General features: G+C 54.8%; 16 protein-coding genes. 13 read left to right on the forward strand and 3 right to left on the reverse strand.

The window, feature by feature from the left end; all coding sequences use genetic code 11:
- Positions 1 to 21 precede the first annotated feature (21 nt).
- Positions 22 to 780 carry a phospholipid-binding lipoprotein MlaA gene (mlaA, locus tag JOE25_RS21680; protein WP_209638790.1) on the forward strand — a complete coding sequence of 253 codons (759 nt, stop codon included), beginning with the start codon at positions 22 to 24 and terminating at the stop codon, positions 778 to 780.
- 126 nt (positions 781 to 906) lie between these two features.
- Here the strand turns inward: mlaA and fadL are convergent, their stop codons facing one another.
- Positions 907 to 2,229: a long-chain fatty acid transporter FadL gene (gene fadL / locus JOE25_RS21685; RefSeq protein ID WP_209638792.1), complete on the reverse strand. Its 1,323-nt coding sequence runs from the start codon at positions 2,227 to 2,229 to the stop codon at positions 907 to 909.
- Between the two features lie 407 nt (positions 2,230 to 2,636).
- Here fadL and JOE25_RS21690 point away from each other — a divergent pair, with 407 nt between their 5' ends.
- From JOE25_RS21690 to sixA, 4 genes are all read left to right on the forward strand, one after another.
- Positions 2,637 to 2,933, forward strand: coding sequence for a YfcZ/YiiS family protein (locus tag JOE25_RS21690; protein WP_209638794.1), 297 nt, complete (start codon positions 2,637 to 2,639; stop codon positions 2,931 to 2,933).
- A 194-nt stretch (positions 2,934 to 3,127) separates the two neighbouring features.
- Positions 3,128 to 4,438 (forward strand): acetyl-CoA C-acyltransferase FadI, encoded by a 1,311-nt coding sequence (gene fadI / locus JOE25_RS21695; protein ID WP_209638796.1) that lies wholly within the window; start codon positions 3,128 to 3,130, stop codon positions 4,436 to 4,438.
- On the forward strand, positions 4,438 to 6,603 hold the full coding sequence (gene fadJ, locus JOE25_RS21700; protein WP_209638799.1) for a fatty acid oxidation complex subunit alpha FadJ: 2,166 nt from the start codon (positions 4,438 to 4,440) through the stop codon (positions 6,601 to 6,603). Before fadI ends, fadJ begins: the two co-directional genes overlap by 1 nt.
- A 406-nt stretch (positions 6,604 to 7,009) precedes the next feature.
- Complete coding sequence (gene sixA / locus JOE25_RS21705; RefSeq protein ID WP_209638801.1) at positions 7,010 to 7,492, forward strand: phosphohistidine phosphatase SixA; 483 nt, start codon at positions 7,010 to 7,012, stop codon at positions 7,490 to 7,492.
- Between the two features lie 65 nt (positions 7,493 to 7,557).
- Here the strand turns inward: sixA and smrB are convergent, their stop codons facing one another.
- Positions 7,558 to 8,088, reverse strand: coding sequence for an endonuclease SmrB (gene smrB, locus JOE25_RS21710; protein ID WP_037423626.1), 531 nt, complete (start codon positions 8,086 to 8,088; stop codon positions 7,558 to 7,560).
- A 170-nt stretch (positions 8,089 to 8,258) separates the two neighbouring features.
- On the opposite strand from smrB, the gene prmB reads away from it, so the two are divergent.
- From prmB to JOE25_RS21740, 6 genes are all read left to right on the forward strand, one after another.
- A complete protein-coding gene (prmB, locus tag JOE25_RS21715) occupies positions 8,259 to 9,191 on the forward strand; it encodes a 50S ribosomal protein L3 N(5)-glutamine methyltransferase (protein ID WP_209638803.1) in 933 nt (310 codons plus the stop codon).
- Between the two features lie 62 nt (positions 9,192 to 9,253).
- A complete protein-coding gene (gene aroC / locus JOE25_RS21720) occupies positions 9,254 to 10,339 on the forward strand; it encodes a chorismate synthase (RefSeq protein ID WP_209638805.1) in 1,086 nt (361 codons plus the stop codon).
- A gap of 5 nt (positions 10,340 to 10,344) precedes the next feature.
- Positions 10,345 to 11,172: a penicillin-insensitive murein endopeptidase gene (gene mepA / locus JOE25_RS21725; RefSeq protein ID WP_209638807.1), complete on the forward strand. Its 828-nt coding sequence runs from the start codon at positions 10,345 to 10,347 to the stop codon at positions 11,170 to 11,172.
- A gap of 202 nt (positions 11,173 to 11,374) precedes the next feature.
- Positions 11,375 to 12,175 (forward strand): sulfite exporter TauE/SafE family protein, encoded by an 801-nt coding sequence (locus JOE25_RS21730; protein ID WP_209638809.1) that lies wholly within the window; start codon positions 11,375 to 11,377, stop codon positions 12,173 to 12,175.
- 62 nt (positions 12,176 to 12,237) lie between these two features.
- The gene (locus tag JOE25_RS21735; RefSeq protein WP_209638811.1) at positions 12,238 to 12,786 is read left to right on the forward strand and encodes an elongation factor P hydroxylase; all 549 of its coding nucleotides are present in this window, start codon (positions 12,238 to 12,240) and stop codon (positions 12,784 to 12,786) included.
- Between the two features lie 94 nt (positions 12,787 to 12,880).
- Positions 12,881 to 13,162, forward strand: a complete 282-nt coding sequence (locus tag JOE25_RS21740; protein WP_209638813.1) for a YfcL family protein — start codon at positions 12,881 to 12,883, stop codon at positions 13,160 to 13,162.
- A 47-nt stretch (positions 13,163 to 13,209) separates the two neighbouring features.
- Here JOE25_RS21740 and mnmC read toward each other — a convergent pair whose 3' ends face one another.
- Complete coding sequence (gene mnmC, locus JOE25_RS21745) at positions 13,210 to 15,231, reverse strand: bifunctional tRNA (5-methylaminomethyl-2-thiouridine)(34)-methyltransferase MnmD/FAD-dependent 5-carboxymethylaminomethyl-2-thiouridine(34) oxidoreductase MnmC (RefSeq protein ID WP_209638815.1); 2,022 nt, start codon at positions 15,229 to 15,231, stop codon at positions 13,210 to 13,212.
- Between the two features lie 170 nt (positions 15,232 to 15,401).
- Here mnmC and fabB point away from each other — a divergent pair, with 170 nt between their 5' ends.
- On the forward strand, positions 15,402 to 16,616 hold the full coding sequence (gene fabB / locus JOE25_RS21750) for a beta-ketoacyl-ACP synthase I (protein ID WP_209638817.1): 1,215 nt from the start codon (positions 15,402 to 15,404) through the stop codon (positions 16,614 to 16,616).
- Positions 16,617 to 16,824: 208 nt separating this feature from the next.
- Entirely contained in the window at positions 16,825 to 17,046 is a 222-nt protein-coding gene (locus JOE25_RS21755; RefSeq protein WP_020827903.1) for a membrane protein, read from the forward strand.
- The last annotated feature ends 119 nt before the right edge of the window (positions 17,047 to 17,165 follow it).

The following is a 17,165-nucleotide window of genomic DNA, read 5'->3' on the forward strand; positions in this document are numbered from 1 at the left end:
CGCGTTTTCATGGAGAAGAATATGAACTTTCGCCTGACTGGGCTGGCTTTCACAACGGTATTATTGGTGGGCTGTGCCAGCACGCCACAAGATGAACCACAAGGGCGATCCGATCCTCTGGAAGGATTTAACCGGACGATGTTCAACTTTAACTATAACGTCCTGGATCCGTACGTTCTGCGTCCTGTCGCAGTGGCATGGCGCAACTATTTGCCGATGCCTGCGCGTAATGGCATCAGCAATTTCACGTCCAACCTGGAAGAGCCGGCCAGCATGGTAAACTCCTTCCTGAAAGGCGATCCCTACAAGGGGATGATCCACTTTAACCGTTTCTTCCTCAACACCCTTTTGGGGATGGGCGGTTTGATCGACGTTGCAGGGATGGCCAACCCGAAACTGGCGCGCGAAGAGCCGAACCGTTTCGGCAGCACCCTAGGGCACTATGGTGTTGGCTATGGCCCTTATGTGATGTTACCGGGCTACGGCAGTTTCACCTTGCGTGAAGAGGGTGGCGACTGGGCGGATACGGTTTATCCCGTGCTGAGCTACCTGACCTTCTGGATGTCAGCAGGCAAATGGGTCATAGAAGGGATTGAAACCCGCGCCGAGCTGTTGGATTCAGACGGCCTGCTGCGCAACTCTTCTGATCCGTACTTGATGGTGCGTGAAGCTTATTTCCAGCGGAACGACTTCCTGGCGAACGGTGGGTCATTGAAACCGGAAATCAACCCGAATGCTCAAGCGATTCAGGGTGATTTGGACGAGATAGACTCGCAATAACCTCGGTTAGCGAATGGAATGTAAGAACCCGCCCCTGGCGGGTTTTTTTATATGCGGCGGATAACCGGCAATAAAAAAGCGCCCCGAAGGGCGCTTTTGGCTTCTGTATCGACAGTATCGATAGTATTAGAAGCGATAGTTGAAGTTAGCACCGTACAACCAAGCCTTGCCCACGGAGTCGAAGGTGTATGGGCCTTCTTTGATGGTCACTTTCTGGCCGTGCATGTAGGAAATGCCGACGTCAACCGAGGCGTCTTTGTTGAACGCGTAGGTGGTACCTGCGCTCAGCCACAGACGGTCCTGATCCGGAATTGAGATAGAACGGTTTTGCGCGGGCACCGGGCTGTCATCGAAGGCGATACCGGTACGGAAGGTCCAGTTGTCGTCGTAGAAGTAGCTGGTACCCAAGGCAATACGGTAAGAGTCTCTGAAGCCTTCATGTTTCTCAAACAGGGTCTGACCGCCGTTGCCAGTAGCCTTCAGCTCCTGGAACTGGCTCCAGCTGGTGTAAGCCATGCTGTAGTGGATCGCCCACTGAGGTGCAACTTTGTTATAACCTGAGATTTCCCACATTTCCGGTAGGTTCAGGTCCAAAGAGCCTGGAATGGTGCTGCCATTGGTGCCCATAGGCAGGCCGAGAGCCCCCAAGAGTGGGTTATAGGCGGATGGCAGGCTGCTTTTGTAATCACCGTCGAACTTAATTTTTACTTCAGAGCGGTAGGTGAAACCGTAACGGTTGTTTTCATCCACTTCGTACAGGATACCGGCGTTCCAGCCATAACCCCATTTGTCACCCTTCAGATGAGATATTTGGGTATCTGCCGGGATTTGTGAAACCGGGCCTGCTAACTGAGGTGGCAATTGGCCAGAACCAGCGATCAGTTTCGGCAGTTCGCCAGCATAACGCTCGAGTTTGGCTTTGGCATAAACGGCATCGAAGCCCAGGCCGAAGCTGAAGTGTTGATTGAGGCGATAAGCACCGCTCAGGTTCAGGTTCACGGTGGTCAGGTCGGTTTTACCGCCGTAAGCACCTGCGGTGTAACCGTCGTTAAATTCGGTAGCCAAGCCATAGTTGCTCGTTACCGAGCCGCCCACGGCAAATTGATCGTTAATCGGCTGAACGTAGTGCAGGTTTGGCACCCAGGCTGTTGGGGCAATGTTTTTTGCATCCAGGCTGGCACCAGAAGGTGACTTGCCTGAAATGTCTACGTCCGGATCGATAAACACCGCACCGATAGACAGCTCTGGGCGGGTATACATCATCAGGAGGGCCGGGTTGCGGCTGGCAGAAGCCGCGGTATCTGCCATGGCGCCTTCGCCAGAATACGCACGTCCTAAACCAGCTGCTGAGAACTCATTCAGCTGGAATCCGGCGGCAGACACGTTTGAAGAAATAATTGCCACTGCAGCTGCGAGAGCTGATTTAGTAAATAGGTTTTTCTGGCTCATGACCAAAACCTCATTTTATGTGTTTATTATTTAAACATGTTACATAAAGTAACAAGGAAGCGCGCGATTGTAGGGTCCGATCTCATTCAGACAAATCAGACCAGTGGCTGAATTATAGGTCCGACCTGTGAGAATGTTGCAACATTGTTTTTTAAATATTTCCAAATTGATATCAAAAGAGAGATCTGGCTAACAAAAAACCACCCCTACATAACAAAATTCTTACCATTCCTTAGCAGACAACGATTTTCGTTTGTGATTTCCATCACTTAAAACACCTATAAAAAGTAAGTGCTAGTGATCGGTTTCGCCGCAGAGTAAAATAAGCGCAGAATCTTGTATCTTTGCGCCATTCGCTAAATGGCAATTTGGACTCGCGTGATGGCGGTCCCTGAGGAGAATCAACCATGTCAAATTCGCTGAATAAATGTAGTGCCCAGGAAACGGCCGCCTGTTGCTGTGTCGATGTGGGTACCGTGATGGACAATACGGATTGTACCGCTTCCTACAGCCAGGTATTTGCTAATCAGCAGGATGCGGAGAAAATGCTGGCCGTGTTGACCGAAAAAGCCCGCAACGTGGAATCTGATCCTTGTGACATCAGCAGTAGCATTAAACCGGTTGACGGTGGCGTGGAACTGGCGGCGGATTTCACCTTTGCCTGCCAGGCTGAAACCCTGATTTTCCAGCTCGGCCTGCGTTAATCACTGCTGTAAAACGGTGTGGGGCAAACCCGCACCGCTGCCTTTCCCTTTATCCCTCTGTAGAAAGTTGCTCCTGCTCTCAGTTTTCACTTCTGACGGTTTGCCAAATGTAAACATTTGGTTAACAATGACCTCATCAGGTCAGACCTCTTTTTTTGGCCGTTGCGCTGACGTTATTTTCTTCAGGAGCGTTTATGAGTAAGGCACTGCCGTTGGTGACCCGTCACGGTGACCGTATTGCTATTGTAAATGGACTGCGTACCCCCTTTGCCAAGCAGGCAACCGCTTATCACGGTATTCCTGCGGTGGATTTGGGTAAAACGGCGGTGAGCGAACTGTTGGCCCGCAGCGGGATTGATCCGGCCCTGATCGAACAATTGGTGTTCGGCCAGGTCGTACAAATGCCAGAAGCGCCGAACATTGCGCGTGAAATCGTGTTGGGCACCGGCATGAGTGTGCATACCGATGCGTACAGCGTGTCGCGCGCGTGCGCCACCAGTTTCCAGGCGATTGCCAACGTAGCGGAAAGCATTATGGCGGGCAGTATCAGTATTGGTATTGCCGGCGGCGCTGATTCCTCTTCGGTATTGCCTATTGGCGTCAGCAAAGCGCTGGCGCGTACGCTGGTGGACGTCAACAAAGCACGCACCCTGTCACAGCGTCTCAAGTTGTTCAGCCGATTGAAATTCCGCGATCTGATGCCAGTACCGCCGGCAGTGGCTGAATACTCAACCGGCTTGCGCATGGGCGATACTGCCGAGCAAATGGCGAAAAGCCACGGTATCACCCGGGAAGAGCAGGACGCGCTGGCGCACCGTTCTCACCAATTGGCGGCCAAAGCCTGGGAGCAAGGGCTGTTGCATGATGAAGTGATGACCGCCTACGTACCGCCGTATCGCACACAGATTGCTGAAGACAATAACGTCCGTAAAGACTCCAGCCTGGCTTCCTACGCGAAACTAAAACCGGCCTTTGACCGTAAGCATGGCAGCGTCACTGCCGCGAACAGCACGCCGTTGACTGACGGTGCAGCCGCCGTGTTGATGATGAGCGAGTCGCGTGCAAAAGAGCTGGGCCTGCAACCCTTGGGCTATCTACGCAGTTTTGCTTTTGCCGCTATCGACGTATGGGAAGACATGCTGCTTGGGCCGTCCTACGCCACGCCGCTGGCGTTGGATCGCGCTGGCATCGGCTTGGCCGATCTGCAACTCATCGACATGCACGAAGCGTTTGCTGCGCAGACATTGGCGAACCTGAAAATGTTTGCCAGTGACGAGTTTGCCCAGAAAAAACTGGGGCGCAGCCGGGCGATTGGTGAAGTGGATATGGACAAGTTTAACGTATTGGGTGGCTCGATAGCCTACGGCCACCCGTTTGCCGCTACCGGCGCGCGCATGATCACCCAAACGCTGCACGAGCTGAAGCGCCGCGGTGGCGGGCTGGGGTTGACCACGGCCTGCGCGGCTGGGGGGTTAGGGGCAGCAATGATCGTAGAGGTGGAATAATGAGTTTTGAAAACGCATTGCACGAACAGCGCGCCAAACCCTCGGCCTTTCAGCTGACGTTACGTCCAGACAACATTGGTGTGATTACTATCGATGTCCCAGACGAGCGGGTGAATACGCTGAAGGCGGAGTTTATTGATCAGGTCAATGATGTTCTGATTCGTGCACAGCAACATCCGGCCCTGGAAGGGCTGGTGATCATTTCAGGCAAACCTGATTCGTTTATTGCCGGTGCGGACATCACCATGATTGCCGCTTGTACAACGGCCAAAGAAGCAGAGGCGTTGGCAAAAAAAGGGCAAAGCACGCTGGCGCAGATTGCTGCGTTCCAGGTCCCGGTCGTGGCGGCCATTCATGGTGCTTGCCTCGGTGGTGGACTCGAGCTGGCGTTGGCTTGCCACAGCCGCGTTTGTTCATTGGACGATAAAACGGCACTTGGCCTGCCGGAAGTGCAGCTGGGGTTACTGCCGGGGTCGGGCGGCACTCAGCGCTTGCCACGTCTGATCGGCGCCAGTAAGGCGCTGGATATGATCTTGACCGGCAAACATATTCGGGCGCGTCAGGCGCTGCGCATGGGGCTGGTTGACGATGCCGTACCCCAATCCATTTTGTTGCAGACCGCGATTGAACTGGCGAAGCTGGGTTGGCGAACCAAACGCGATTTACCCTGGCAGGAACGGCTGCTCAATGGCCCGCTGGGCAAGAGTTTGCTGTTCAGCATCGTGCGTAAAAAAACATTGGCGAAAACCCACGGCAATTATCCGGCGGCGGAACGGATCATTCAGGTGGTGCGCACCGGTCTGGATCACGGCAGCGCCAGCGGTTATGAGGCCGAGGCCCGGGCCTTTGGTGAGTTAGCCATGACGCCGCAATCGGCAGCGTTACGCAGTTTGTTCTTTGCATCCACGGCATTGAAGAAAGAGCGGGGTGCCAATGCGCTACCTCATGCCCTTCACCGGATTGGTATTTTAGGCGGTGGTTTGATGGGGGGAGGCATTGCCTGCGTCACAGCCACGCGCGGTGGCCTGCCGGTACGCATTAAAGACGTTAATGAAACGGGTATTAACCACGCGTTGAAATACAGTTGGGATGTGCTCAGCAAGCGGGTACGTAACAAGCGTATGCGTCCGGCTGAGCGGCAAAAACAGATGATGTTGATCTCCGGTTCGACGGATTACACCGGCTTTGAGCAGGTGGACGTGGTGATCGAAGCCGTATTTGAAGACCTTGCCCTGAAGCAACAGATGGTGGCGGAAATAGAACAGCACGCTGCCGCTCACACCATTTTTGCCTCCAATACGTCATCGCTGCCTATTGGCCAGATCGCAGCCAAGGCACAGCGTCCAGAGCAGGTGATTGGGCTGCACTATTTCAGCCCGGTGGACAAAATGCCGTTGGTTGAGGTTATCCCGCACGCTGCAACCAGCGAAGAAACCATTGCCACCACTGTGGCGTTGGCACACAAGCAGGGCAAGACGGCGATTGTGGTTGCCGATCGCGCAGGTTTCTACGTTAACCGTATTTTGGCGCCCTATATAAATGAAGCGGCACGTTGTCTGCTGGAGGGCGAGCCGATTGAGGCGTTGGACAAAGCCTTAGTGGACTTTGGTTTCCCGGTCGGTCCGATAACGCTGCTTGATGAAGTCGGCATTGACGTTGGCACCAAAATCATCCCGGTGCTGGTTGAACAGTTGGGGCCGCGTTTTTCTGCACCCGCTGCCTTTGATGCCGTGCTGAAAGATGGGCGCAAAGGGCGCAAAAATGCCCGTGGTTTTTATCTGTATCCGAGTGAAGGCCAGCAACGGCAGCGGAATAAACGTGCCGATACGTCAGTGTATATTTTATTGGGCATTACGCCTAAGTCACATTTGCAGCAGGCGGTTATTGCCCAACGCTGCGTGATGATGATGCTCAATGAAGCGGCGCGTTGTTTGGAAGAGGGCGTGATCCGCAGTGCGCGTGATGGTGATATTGGTGCCGTCTTCGGTATTGGTTTCCCGCCGTTCCTGGGGGGCCCCTTCCGCTATATGGATCAGCTTGGTGCCGATAAGGTGGTTAAAACGCTGGAGTACCTGCAGCGCCAGTACGGTGAACATTTTGCACCTTGCGAACGCTTGCAGCGCATGGCGCAGCAGGGTGAACGCTTCTATCCGCAGGGCACGTGAGCGGCGCGGTGATGTGATTTGTACTAGAGTAGGATCAAGGATGCATTGTGATCGTTATCACTCCTTGGAATACCGGCAATTCCGGACTCTATACAGGGAGATGAGGACGGGGTAACGTAGCCTGATGGCGGTGAAAAACCGGCCGCCATCAATAAAATTCATGCTAAGAAGGTTAAAATTTAACCTGTTGAATTGGTTGTTATGTGAGCGTCAAATCCGTATCAAGGCGCCATTGATGTAAAAAACAGCGTTTTCTTTACGTGAACTTTCAGGCAAAATGCCCGGCCGCCATAAAGAGACGGCGCGTTATCGTTTCAAAGCTTTTGCTTTAGGGTTGTAAAACTCGGCGATACAGCACGCTCGGCGTTTCTGTATAGCGTTATTTTGTCAACAACAGCGGTGCAATATGCAAGTTTTGATTATGCGTCACGGAGAGGCGGCACTCGATGCGGCCAGCGATTCGGTAAGACCTCTTACTGTTTGTGGCCGTGATGAGTCACGTCAGATGGCGGCCTGGTTAAACACCAAGTCTGTGGATATTGAACGCGTGCTGGTCAGCCCTTATCTGCGGGCAGAGCAGACGCTGGCTACGGTACGGGAAGCCTTAACGTTGCCGGCAAGCGAAGAAGTGTTGCCCGAGCTGACGCCGGGTGGGGATGCCAGCCTGGTGGGCAGTTATTTGCAGGTGCTGGCGCAGCAGGGGATCAACGCTGTGCTTATCGTCTCTCACTTACCGCTCGTGGGTTACCTGGTGGCTGAACTTTGCCCGGGGGAGTGCCCGCCAATGTTCGCGACCTCTGCGATCGCCAACGTTGATCTGGCGGCCGATGGCAGCTACGGTAAGTTTGAATGGCAAGTCAGCCCATCGCAGGTGATGGCTAAAGTGTAGGGCGCCGCATGCCGGGTCCAAAACGAAAGGGCGATGTTACCATCGCCCTTTGTCATTTCTGCTGTTTACTCGGCCAGTTCGACCAGCAATAAAATCGCTGCGGTACCGCCCCATTCTTTGGGGGCCTGATGGAACACCAGCACGTCGGGATGCTGAGCCAACCACAGTGGGGTTTGTTGTTTCAGAATATGCTTACCGTGGCCGTGCATGACGCAGGCACAGTGTACGTGTTCGCGCTTGCAAGCGGCGATCAGCGCCCCCAGTTCCTGCTTGGCTTGCATCTGGGTCAGCCCGTGCAGATCGAGAAACAGCTCTGGCGAATAATCGCCACGGCGGAGCTTCTTGAGTTCAAACGCACTGTATCCCGGGCGCACGTAGCGTGTTGGGCCTTCCTCTTCCAACTGTGGTTGGTACTCATCCGAAAAATAGTAGCTGGCGTCGACTTGTTCCTGCAGCAGGCGCTGCGGCGCAATCTGTTTGGTTTTTGGTTTGGGTTTACGGTGGACAATGGTGTCCTGACGCAGCTTCTTTGCGTCTACTACCGACTCTCTGAAGAGCTGCAATTCATCTTTACTCAGAGGGTGCTTGTTCTTCATTTTTTATTCACCGGAAATCATTTATCGCGGTAGTTTACCGTGTCACGGGTATCTGTCGACGCAAAATTCGCGCCAAATTGAAAAGCGCAAGCGGTTAGCGTGATTTGTCGCGGGCTTCATGGCAAACTATGCGGCTAAATCATGAATCACAGTGCCTGCCGGAGGGCAAATTGGACAAAATTTTCGTCGAGGAAGCAGTGAGTGAACTGCACACCATTCAAGATATGCTGCGTTGGACGGTAAGCCGTTTTAATGCCGCCGATATCTACTATGGTCACGGAACCGACAATCCGTGGGACGAAGCGGTGCAATTGGTGCTGCCAAGCCTGTTCCTGCCACTGGATATTCCTGAGGACATGCACACCGCACGTTTAACCTCCAGCGAGCGCCACCGCATCGTTGAGCGCGTGATCCGCCGCGTCAACGAGCGCATCCCGGTCGCCTATCTGACCAACAAAGCCTGGTTCTGCGATCTGGAGTTTTATGTCGATGAGCGCGTGCTGGTACCGCGTTCCCCGATTGGCGAACTGATCAACGATCGCTTTAGCGCACTGATCCCGCACCCGCCGAGCCATATTCTCGACATGTGTACCGGCAGCGGCTGTATCGCCATTGCCTGCGGCTACGCTTTCCCGGAAGCGGAAGTGGACGCAGTAGACATCTCCGCCGACGTGCTGGCAGTGACCGAACGCAATATTCAGGCGCTCGGTGTTGAACAGCAAGTGACCCCAATCCGTTCCGATCTGTTCCGCGACGTTCCCGCGATCCAGTACGATCTGATTGTCACCAACCCACCGTACGTCGATGCAGAAGACATGTCCGATCTGCCGCAGGAGTTCCGCTTTGAACCTGAGCTGGGTCTGGCGGCGGGCAGCGACGGCCTGAAGCTGGTGCGTCGTATTCTGGCCTGTGCACCGGATTACCTGAGCGACGACGGCGTGCTGATTTGTGAAGTGGGTAACAGCATGGTACATCTGATGGAACAGTATCCAGACATTCCGTTCACCTGGCTGGAGTTTGAAAACGGCGGTGACGGCGTGTTTATGCTGACCAAGCAGCAATTGGTGGATTGCAAAGAACACTTCAGCCTCTACCGCAGCTAAGCATTCTTCGGGCCTGCTTTGGCGGGCCCCACAAAGATAATAATTAAGGGTAAGGAGCCGCGATGGCAGGAAACAGTATTGGGCAGATTTTCCGCGTCACCACATTTGGTGAATCTCACGGCGTGGCGCTGGGATGTATCGTAGACGGTGTGCCGCCAGGCATTCCGCTTACCGAAGCTGATTTGCAGCACGATCTGGACCGTCGCCGTCCGGGCACCTCGCGTTATACCACCCAACGCCGCGAGCCGGATCAGGTGCGTATTCTTTCTGGCGTGTTTGAAGGCGTGACCACCGGTACCAGTATTGGGCTGATGATTGAAAACACCGACCAGCGTTCGCAGGACTACGGTGCAATCAAAGACGTGTTCCGCCCGGGACATGCAGACTACACCTACGAACAAAAATACGGCGTGCGCGACTATCGTGGCGGCGGCCGTTCTTCGGCGCGTGAAACCGCAATGCGCGTTGCGGCAGGGGCGATTGCCAAGAAATACCTGCAGCAGAAATTCGGCGTGCAGGTGCGCGGTTATTTAGCTCAAATCGGCGACGTAGTTTGCGAGCTGAAAGACTGGGAACAGGTCGAACAGAACCCGTTCTTCTGCCCGGATCCGGACAAGCTGGAAGCGTTGGACGAACTGATGCGTGCGCTGAAGAAAGAGGGCGATTCGATTGGCGCCAAGGTCAGCGTCATTGCCGAAAATGTGCCGGTTGGCCTCGGCGAGCCCGTTTTTGACCGCCTCGATGCAGATCTGGCGCATGCGCTAATGAGCATCAATGCGGTGAAAGGCGTAGAAATTGGTGACGGCTTTGCCGTCGTGACCAAGCGTGGCAGTGAAAACCGCGATGAAATCACCCCGGAAGGTTTCCAGAGCAACCATGCGGGCGGTATTCTCGGCGGTATCAGCAGCGGCCAGGCGGTGATTGCCCACCTGGCATTGAAACCGACTTCCAGCATCATGGTGCCGGGTAAAACCATCAATCGCCAGGGCGAAGCCGTGGAAATGGTTACCCGTGGCCGTCACGATCCTTGCGTAGGCATCCGTGCGGTACCGATCGCCGAAGCGATGATGGCGATTGTGCTGATGGATCACCTATTGCGCCAGCGTGCGCAGAACGGTGATGTGGTTTCTAACGTTCCTCGCTGGTAATCACCATGAAAAACTGGATGTTAGGTATCGTTGCCCTGATGGCATCGGGCTCTGCCATGGCGTTGACGCCTTGGCAGAAAATTGATCACCCGGTGGCCGGCGCACCACAGGCCGTGGGGGGGTTTGCCAACGGTTGTATCATCGGTGCCCAACCGTTGCCGTTGAATTCACCGGATTATCAGGTGATGCGCCCCGATCAACGTCGTTATTTCGGTCACCCTGATCTGCTGGCGTTTATTCAACGTCTGAGCAATAAGGCGAACCAAAAAAATCTCGGTACGGTGTTGATCGGTGATATGGCAATGCCGGCTGGCGGGCGCTTCAGTAGCGGCCATGCCAGTCATCAATCCGGCCTTGATGTCGACATCTGGTTACAGCTGCCGCGCCAGCGTTGGAGTGCACAACAACTGTTGAAACCGCAGCCCATCGATTTGGTTTCCAGCGACGGCAAGCAGGTGGTTGCACGCCAGTGGCAGCCGCAGATTGAATCACTGATCAAAATGGCGGCTCAAGATCAGGAAGTGACGCGGATCTTCGTCAACCCGGCGATCAAGCAGCGCCTGTGTTTGGATGCCGGTGCCGATCGCGATTGGTTGCACAAGGTGCGCCCGTGGTTCGGTCACCGTGCGCATATGCATGTGCGGCTGCGTTGCCCGGCAGGCAGCCTGGAGTGTAAAGAACAGGATACGCCGCCACCGGGTGACGGCTGTGGTGCAGAACTAGCAAGCTGGTTCGTCCCGCACCAGCCAAGCGCCAAACCGGGTAAACCGGTGCCGCCGCCATTACCGCCTACCTGTCAGGCCTTGCTGAATAACCATTTCGCTGCGGAATAATATATCCAAAGTCATTGGAGTTGCATCAAGGCAGTAAGAGAATGACAAATCGGTCGGGAACCGATTTGAACAGTGTTTACGCTGGCCCGAAGGGTGAGCCTCAGGGAAGAGGCTCATATATCCCGATGGTCTCACGTCAGTAAGTGATTCGGGTGAGTAAGTGCAATCAACACAGATGCGGCTTCAAGTCAGAGGGATATAAATGGAGTGGTTCGTCGTTGGCCCCGAGATGCTCGGGGTTTTGTTTGTGGTGGCATTGCTGGCAGGCTTTATCGATTCCATTGCCGGTGGAGGTGGGCTGTTGACCGTGCCGGCACTGCTGGCGGTGGGCGTTCCCCCGGCGCAGGCGCTGGCGACCAACAAGTTGCAGTCGGTGGGTGGTTCTTTATCCGCCAGCCTGTACTTCATCCGCCGACGAGCCGTTGATCTTAACGATCAAAAACTGACTATTCTGTTGGCGCTGATCGGCTCCGTCGCCGGGGCGATCCTGGTGCAGCACATGCGCGCCGATTTGCTGCGGCAAATGCTGCCGTTATTGGTGATCGGTATCGGTCTTTACTTCCTGCTGACTCCGCGTCTGGGGGAAAACGATCGGCAGCGCCGTTTGAGCGCCTTGCCGTTCGGCCTGGTGGCCGGTGGTTGCGTGGGTTTTTACGATGGCTTTTTTGGGCCCGGTGCCGGTTCATTTTACGCGTTGGCCTATGTGACACTGTGTGGCTTTAACCTGGCCAAATCTACCGCACACGCCAAGGTACTGAACTTCACGTCCAACTTTGGCAGCCTGGTGTTGTTTATCATCGGTGGCAAAGTGCTGTGGGGGATAGGCCTGGTGATGTTGGTGGGGCAGGTGCTGGGCGCCCGTCTCGGGGCGCATATGGTCATGACCCGCGGGCAAAAGCTGATCCGCCCGATGATCGTCATCGTTTCGCTGGTGATGAGCTGTAAGTTGCTGTACGACAATCACGGTACAGAAATTCACCAGTGGCTGGCGTTGCATATGTAGTATGCCAAAAGCGCGGTTAGGGTATAATTACCACTTTAAATTTGTGGTTATTTGAGTCTTTTATGTCTGATACACACCAATATTCCCAACTGATTGAGATTTTTAATCAGTGCTTCAGTGATGACTACAACACCCGGCTGGTTAAAGGTGACGATGAACCCATCTACCTGCCAGCCGATGACGAATTGCCGTACAACCGTATTGTCTTTGCTCACGGCTATTATGCCAGCGGCATGCATGAAATTTCACACTGGTGTATTGCCGGTGAACAGCGCCGCAAACAGGTTGATTTCGGTTACTGGTACTGCCCGGACGGGCGAGATGCGCAGACGCAAAGTGAATTCGAAGCGGTAGAAATTAAACCGCAGTCGCTGGAGTGGATGTTCTGCGTCGCGGCCGGTTTCCCGTTCAACGTCAGTTGTGACAACCTGAACGGCGACTGTGAACCGGATCGCATCGCCTTCCAGCGTAAGGTACGCGAGCGGGTGCTGCTGCTCTTAGAGCAGGGAATACCCACAAGACCTGCGCGCTTTATTCAGGCGTTACAATCGTTTTACAATACGCTACCGCTGACGGCTGAGCTTTTCCCCTATCCGGAAGATCTCAACTGACTGTATATTTAACTGGAAATAGATACCCAATAGCTTTCAATACGTAGCCAACAACGCGGCGGTTTGAAAGATGCAGGGTAATAGAGGAAATTTGATGATCGCAGAATTCGAAGCGCGCATTTTGGCGCTGATTGATGACATGGTAGAGCACGCCAGCGATGATGAACTGTTTGCCGGTGGCTACCTGCGCGGTCATCTGACGTTGGCGGTTGCCGAGGTGGAAGAACAGGGTGAACACACCGCCGAAGCGCTGAAGGCACAGGTGGAAGGCAGCCTGCATAAAGCCATCGCTGCCGGCGAGCTGTCCCCACCGGACCAGGCATTGGTGTATGGCATGTGGGAAAACCTGTACCAAACGGCATTGCCGACAGCCTGAACCCGTTTGCAGGGCGCAGTTCATAACAGCGCCCTGCAAAACTGCGATTAAACCGCACGTCCCTTCAGTAGTTTTCTTACCCACATCCGGTTCGGATTCACTGCCGCCAACATGTCTGCGTTGCCCGGCAAGGGTTCGCCGAACAGCTGCGCTGCCAAAATTTCAGCCGCCAGCGGCGCAGAGCACAGCCCACGTGAGCCTAATGCGCCAATCATAAACAGATTCGGATAAACCGGAGCATTGGCGATAACTTCGCCGCGTTGATGCTGGCGCTGGAGATCCTGATACTGCGCCAACGTGGCTTGATAATCCGGTACTGCACCGATCATCGGTAAATGATCGCGCGTGGCGCTGCGTACGCCGCAACGGGCCTGACGACCGCTGACGTCTACCTCTCGTGGCCAGGCCTGGTCCGGCAGGCAGCGTAACAGACGAGCGCGATTGTCCTGCTGTTCTTCTTCGCGATATTCGGTGGTGGTTTCGCCACGCTGGTAGCTGGCGCCTATACAGTGCTGTTGGTTATTGGCGTTGACCGGGGTCAGGTAGCCGTCGTAACACAGCACCTGCTTCAATTCGCTTAGCGCTGGGGTTGTGGGAATATGGGATACCTGACCGCGTACGGCATAAACCGGCAGGGCTTCACCTTGCGCCAGTTCAGAAAGGCGGTGGCCGTTGGCCAAAATCACTGTTGCATGCTGCCGGCTTTCACCGTTGCTGAAGCTGAGTTGCCAACCGGTCTCAGTGGCTGTCAGCGTTCTGAGCGTAAACCCATAATGGCAGCCCAGCCCCTGACGTTGTGCCAGCGCAAGGGCATTGCGTGTCAGTTCGGCAGGGCACAACCAACCGCCTTGCGGGTAGTTAATGCCGCCAAAACCGCTGTCGATACCACACAATGCGCTGAGCGTGGCGCGATCGGCGGGCATTGCCAGCGCCGGAGGCCATTCAACCGCCTGCATTTTTGCAATTTTCCCGGCACTCTTCTCGTCAAAGGCCAACTGACTGACGCCACACCATTGATGGTCAAACTCGACACCTTGCTGCACTAACGCATCGTACTGGCGGCGGGCAAAAGGGAAAGCCGCGCTGAAGAAGTTTTCCAGCGCGTCCCCACGGCCATTCAGCAGGGGATAAAGCGCGCCCTGTCGGTTGCCGGAAGCCCCCTCGGCGGGGTGAGGATCGGCACAATACAGCCTGACCTTCGCACCGCGGCGTAACAACGCAAGTGCGGTTAATGCGCTGGCGATACCACCACCGACGATCGCAATGTCGTCGTTACTGTCCGCCGCCGGGCGGAGTGACCAAGGGAAAGGATGCGTGATGGCGGTGACATCTTCAGGCAGCGTGCCAATCAGCATTTCACGTTTTTGGCCGAAGCCTTTGCTCTTTATTACTTCAAATCCGGCCTGTTGCAATCCGCGTCGCACAAAGCCTGCGGCGGTGAAAGTGGCAAGGCTGCCGCCAGGCCTGGCGAAACGAGCCATCGCGGCGAACAGCTGTTCCGTCCACATGTCCGGATTTTTCGCCGGCGCAAAGCCGTCGAGGAACCAGGCATCGATTTGGCGGTTCATGCTGGGGTCGACGTGCGGTAATAACGCGTTAACGTCGCCGAACCACAGATCGAGCGTAATGCGGCCTTCCGCCAGCAACAGACGGTGGCAGCCCGGCAGCGGCAATGGCCATTGGGCGCGTAACTCATCGGCAAAGGGAGCCAGCTCCGGCCAGCGTGCGTGCGCAGCGGCGAGGTCGGCCTGCACGAGAGGGAATTTTTCAAAACTGATAAAGTGCAGCCGTTGCAACGTGGCGTTAGGCGTTGTCTCACGGAAGCTGGCAAAAGCCTGCCACAAGGTGAGAAAATTAAGCCCGGTGCCAAAGCCCGTTTCCGCCACAAGAAACAGGGGGCGGGGGTGGCAGCTAAAACGTTGAGGGAGTTGGTTGCCCTTGAGAAATACGTAGCGGGTTTCTTCCAGCCCATCCTGATTAGAAAAGTAGACGTCATCAAACTGTTTCGAAACAGGTGTACCCTGTTCATTCCAGGATAACGCTGCGGTTTGGATCGGGGCGTGGCTCACGGTTAGTTGCTCATAACTCAAGGGGTGACGGGATTCTAACGGCGCTGGCGCTATGGCGCAAACTGGATAAGAATAAAGCTGAAAAACGCTGATCGGACTTGTTCGGCGTACATCTGTACGCTAAAGTGCGATGCAAAATCCCGAATGTAAAATTGTGGAAGAGGTATTGAATGAAACGTGCAGTGATTACTGGCCTGGGAATCGTCTCCAGCATTGGTAACAACCAACAGGAGGTCCTGGCGAGCCTGCAGGAAGGTCGTTCTGGGATCACGTTCTCCCAGGAGCTGAAAGATTCCGGCATGCGTAGTCACGTATGGGGCGATGTTAAACTGGACACCACGGGTCTGATCGACCGTAAAGTCATGCGCTTTATGAGTGATGCGTCCGTTTATGCCTATCTTTCCATGGAAGAAGCCATTAAAGACTCCGGTCTGGCTGCCGATCAGGTTTCCAACGATCGCACCGGTCTGGTGGTTGGCTCAGGTGGCGGTTCACCGCGCAACCAGGTTGCTGGATCTGACGGTATGCGCGCCAAAGGCCTGCGTGGCGTTGGCCCTTATATGGTGACCAAGGCGATGGCTTCAGGCGTTTCTGCCTGCCTGGCAACCCCCTTCAAAATTCGTGGCGTTAACTACTCCATCAGCTCTGCCTGCGCAACCTCTGCACACTGCATTGGCCACGCGGTTGAACTGATCCAACTGGGTAAGCAGGACGTTGTCTTTGCCGGCGGCGGTGAAGAACTGTGCTGGGAAATGGCCTGTGAGTTTGATGCGATGGGCGCACTGTCCACCAGCTACAACGACACCCCAGAAAAAGCCTCCCGTACTTATGACGCAGCGCGCGATGGTTTCGTCATTGCAGGCGGCGGCGGTATGGTCGTGGTAGAAGAACTGGAACACGCTCTGGCACGTGGCGCGCACATTTATGCTGAAATCATCGGCTACGGTGCAACGTCCGACGGCGCAGACATGGTAGCTCCTTCTGGCGAAGGCGCAGTGCGTTGCATGAAGATGGCGATGCAGGGCGTTGATACGCCAATTGACTACATGAACGTGCACGGCACTTCAACGCCGGTTGGCGACGTGAAAGAATTGGGCGCTATCCGCGAAGTGTTTGGCGATAACACCCCGGCAATTTCGTCCACCAAGGCCATGACCGGTCACTCACTGGGCGCCGCTGGCGTGCAGGAAGCGATCTACAGCCTGTTGATGGTTGAGCACGGCTTTATTGCACCAAGTATCAATATCGAAAACCTGGATGAGAAAGCCGTAGGCATGAACATTGTGACTCAGCCGACTCAACGTGAGCTGACCACTGTTATGTCTAACAGCTTCGGTTTCGGTGGTACTAACGCCACGCTGGTCATGCGTAAACTGCAGAAGTAATTCCGGCTCAAGGTATTAGAATAAAGCCCGCGTATTCGCGGGCTTTTTGCTGTCTGCAGGCCAACGGGTTAGCCGTTCAGAGTTATCCCAAATTACATCTGCTGACGGATCATTAACGCTTTGTTCAGTCTTTTGGGCATACAATGGCTCAATAGCGCGATTGTCACTCGGCGTAGTTTTCAGAGTGATCGAACATTGAGGCAATAGTATGAAAAAGTTAATTGCAGTTGGGTTACTGTCGGTCATTTTGGCTGGGTGCGCGACTGATTCACCTTGCGTACCTGTCTATGATGATCAGGGGCGTTTGGTGCACACCAACACCTGTATGAAAGGCACGACACAAGATAACTGGGAAACCGCAGGCGCAATCGCCGGTGGTGCAGCAGCGGTTGCGGGTTTGACGCTGGGTATTATCGCGTTAACCAAATAACCTTCCCATCGGTGAATTTACCCGCATAAAGCCCAGTGACCCTGGGCTTTTTTTTTGAGCTGACGCGATACCTGTTGATTAACATCAATGCATTTTGGTTTCCCTTACGTGGGCGCGCA

Source organism: Serratia sp. PL17 (genome assembly GCF_017832355.1).
In the GTDB taxonomy this organism is placed as follows: domain Bacteria; phylum Pseudomonadota; class Gammaproteobacteria; order Enterobacterales; family Enterobacteriaceae; genus Serratia.

Excerpts from the sequence above, each read along its gene's own strand:
- JOE25_RS21690 (WP_209638794.1), top strand. The coding sequence starts at position 2,637 with ATGTCAAATTCGCTGAATAAATGTAGTGCCCAGGAAACGGCCGCCTGT.
- aroC (WP_209638805.1), top strand. The coding sequence starts at position 9,254 with ATGGCAGGAAACAGTATTGGGCAGATTTTCCGCGTCACCACATTTGGT.
- fadL (WP_209638792.1), bottom strand. The coding sequence starts at position 2,229 with ATGAGCCAGAAAAACCTATTTACTAAATCAGCTCTCGCAGCTGCAGTG.
- JOE25_RS21735 (WP_209638811.1), top strand. The coding sequence starts at position 12,238 with ATGTCTGATACACACCAATATTCCCAACTGATTGAGATTTTTAATCAG.
- JOE25_RS21730 (WP_209638809.1), top strand. The coding sequence starts at position 11,375 with ATGGAGTGGTTCGTCGTTGGCCCCGAGATGCTCGGGGTTTTGTTTGTG.
- JOE25_RS21740 (WP_209638813.1), top strand. The coding sequence starts at position 12,881 with ATGATCGCAGAATTCGAAGCGCGCATTTTGGCGCTGATTGATGACATG.
- mepA (WP_209638807.1), top strand. The coding sequence starts at position 10,345 with ATGAAAAACTGGATGTTAGGTATCGTTGCCCTGATGGCATCGGGCTCT.
- fabB (WP_209638817.1), top strand. The coding sequence starts at position 15,402 with ATGAAACGTGCAGTGATTACTGGCCTGGGAATCGTCTCCAGCATTGGT.
- sixA (WP_209638801.1), top strand. The coding sequence starts at position 7,010 with ATGCAAGTTTTGATTATGCGTCACGGAGAGGCGGCACTCGATGCGGCC.
- mlaA (WP_209638790.1), top strand. The coding sequence starts at position 22 with ATGAACTTTCGCCTGACTGGGCTGGCTTTCACAACGGTATTATTGGTG.
- smrB (WP_037423626.1), bottom strand. The coding sequence starts at position 8,088 with ATGAAGAACAAGCACCCTCTGAGTAAAGATGAATTGCAGCTCTTCAGA.
- fadI (WP_209638796.1), top strand. The coding sequence starts at position 3,128 with ATGAGTAAGGCACTGCCGTTGGTGACCCGTCACGGTGACCGTATTGCT.
- JOE25_RS21755 (WP_020827903.1), top strand. The coding sequence starts at position 16,825 with ATGAAAAAGTTAATTGCAGTTGGGTTACTGTCGGTCATTTTGGCTGGG.
- fadJ (WP_209638799.1), top strand. The coding sequence starts at position 4,438 with ATGAGTTTTGAAAACGCATTGCACGAACAGCGCGCCAAACCCTCGGCC.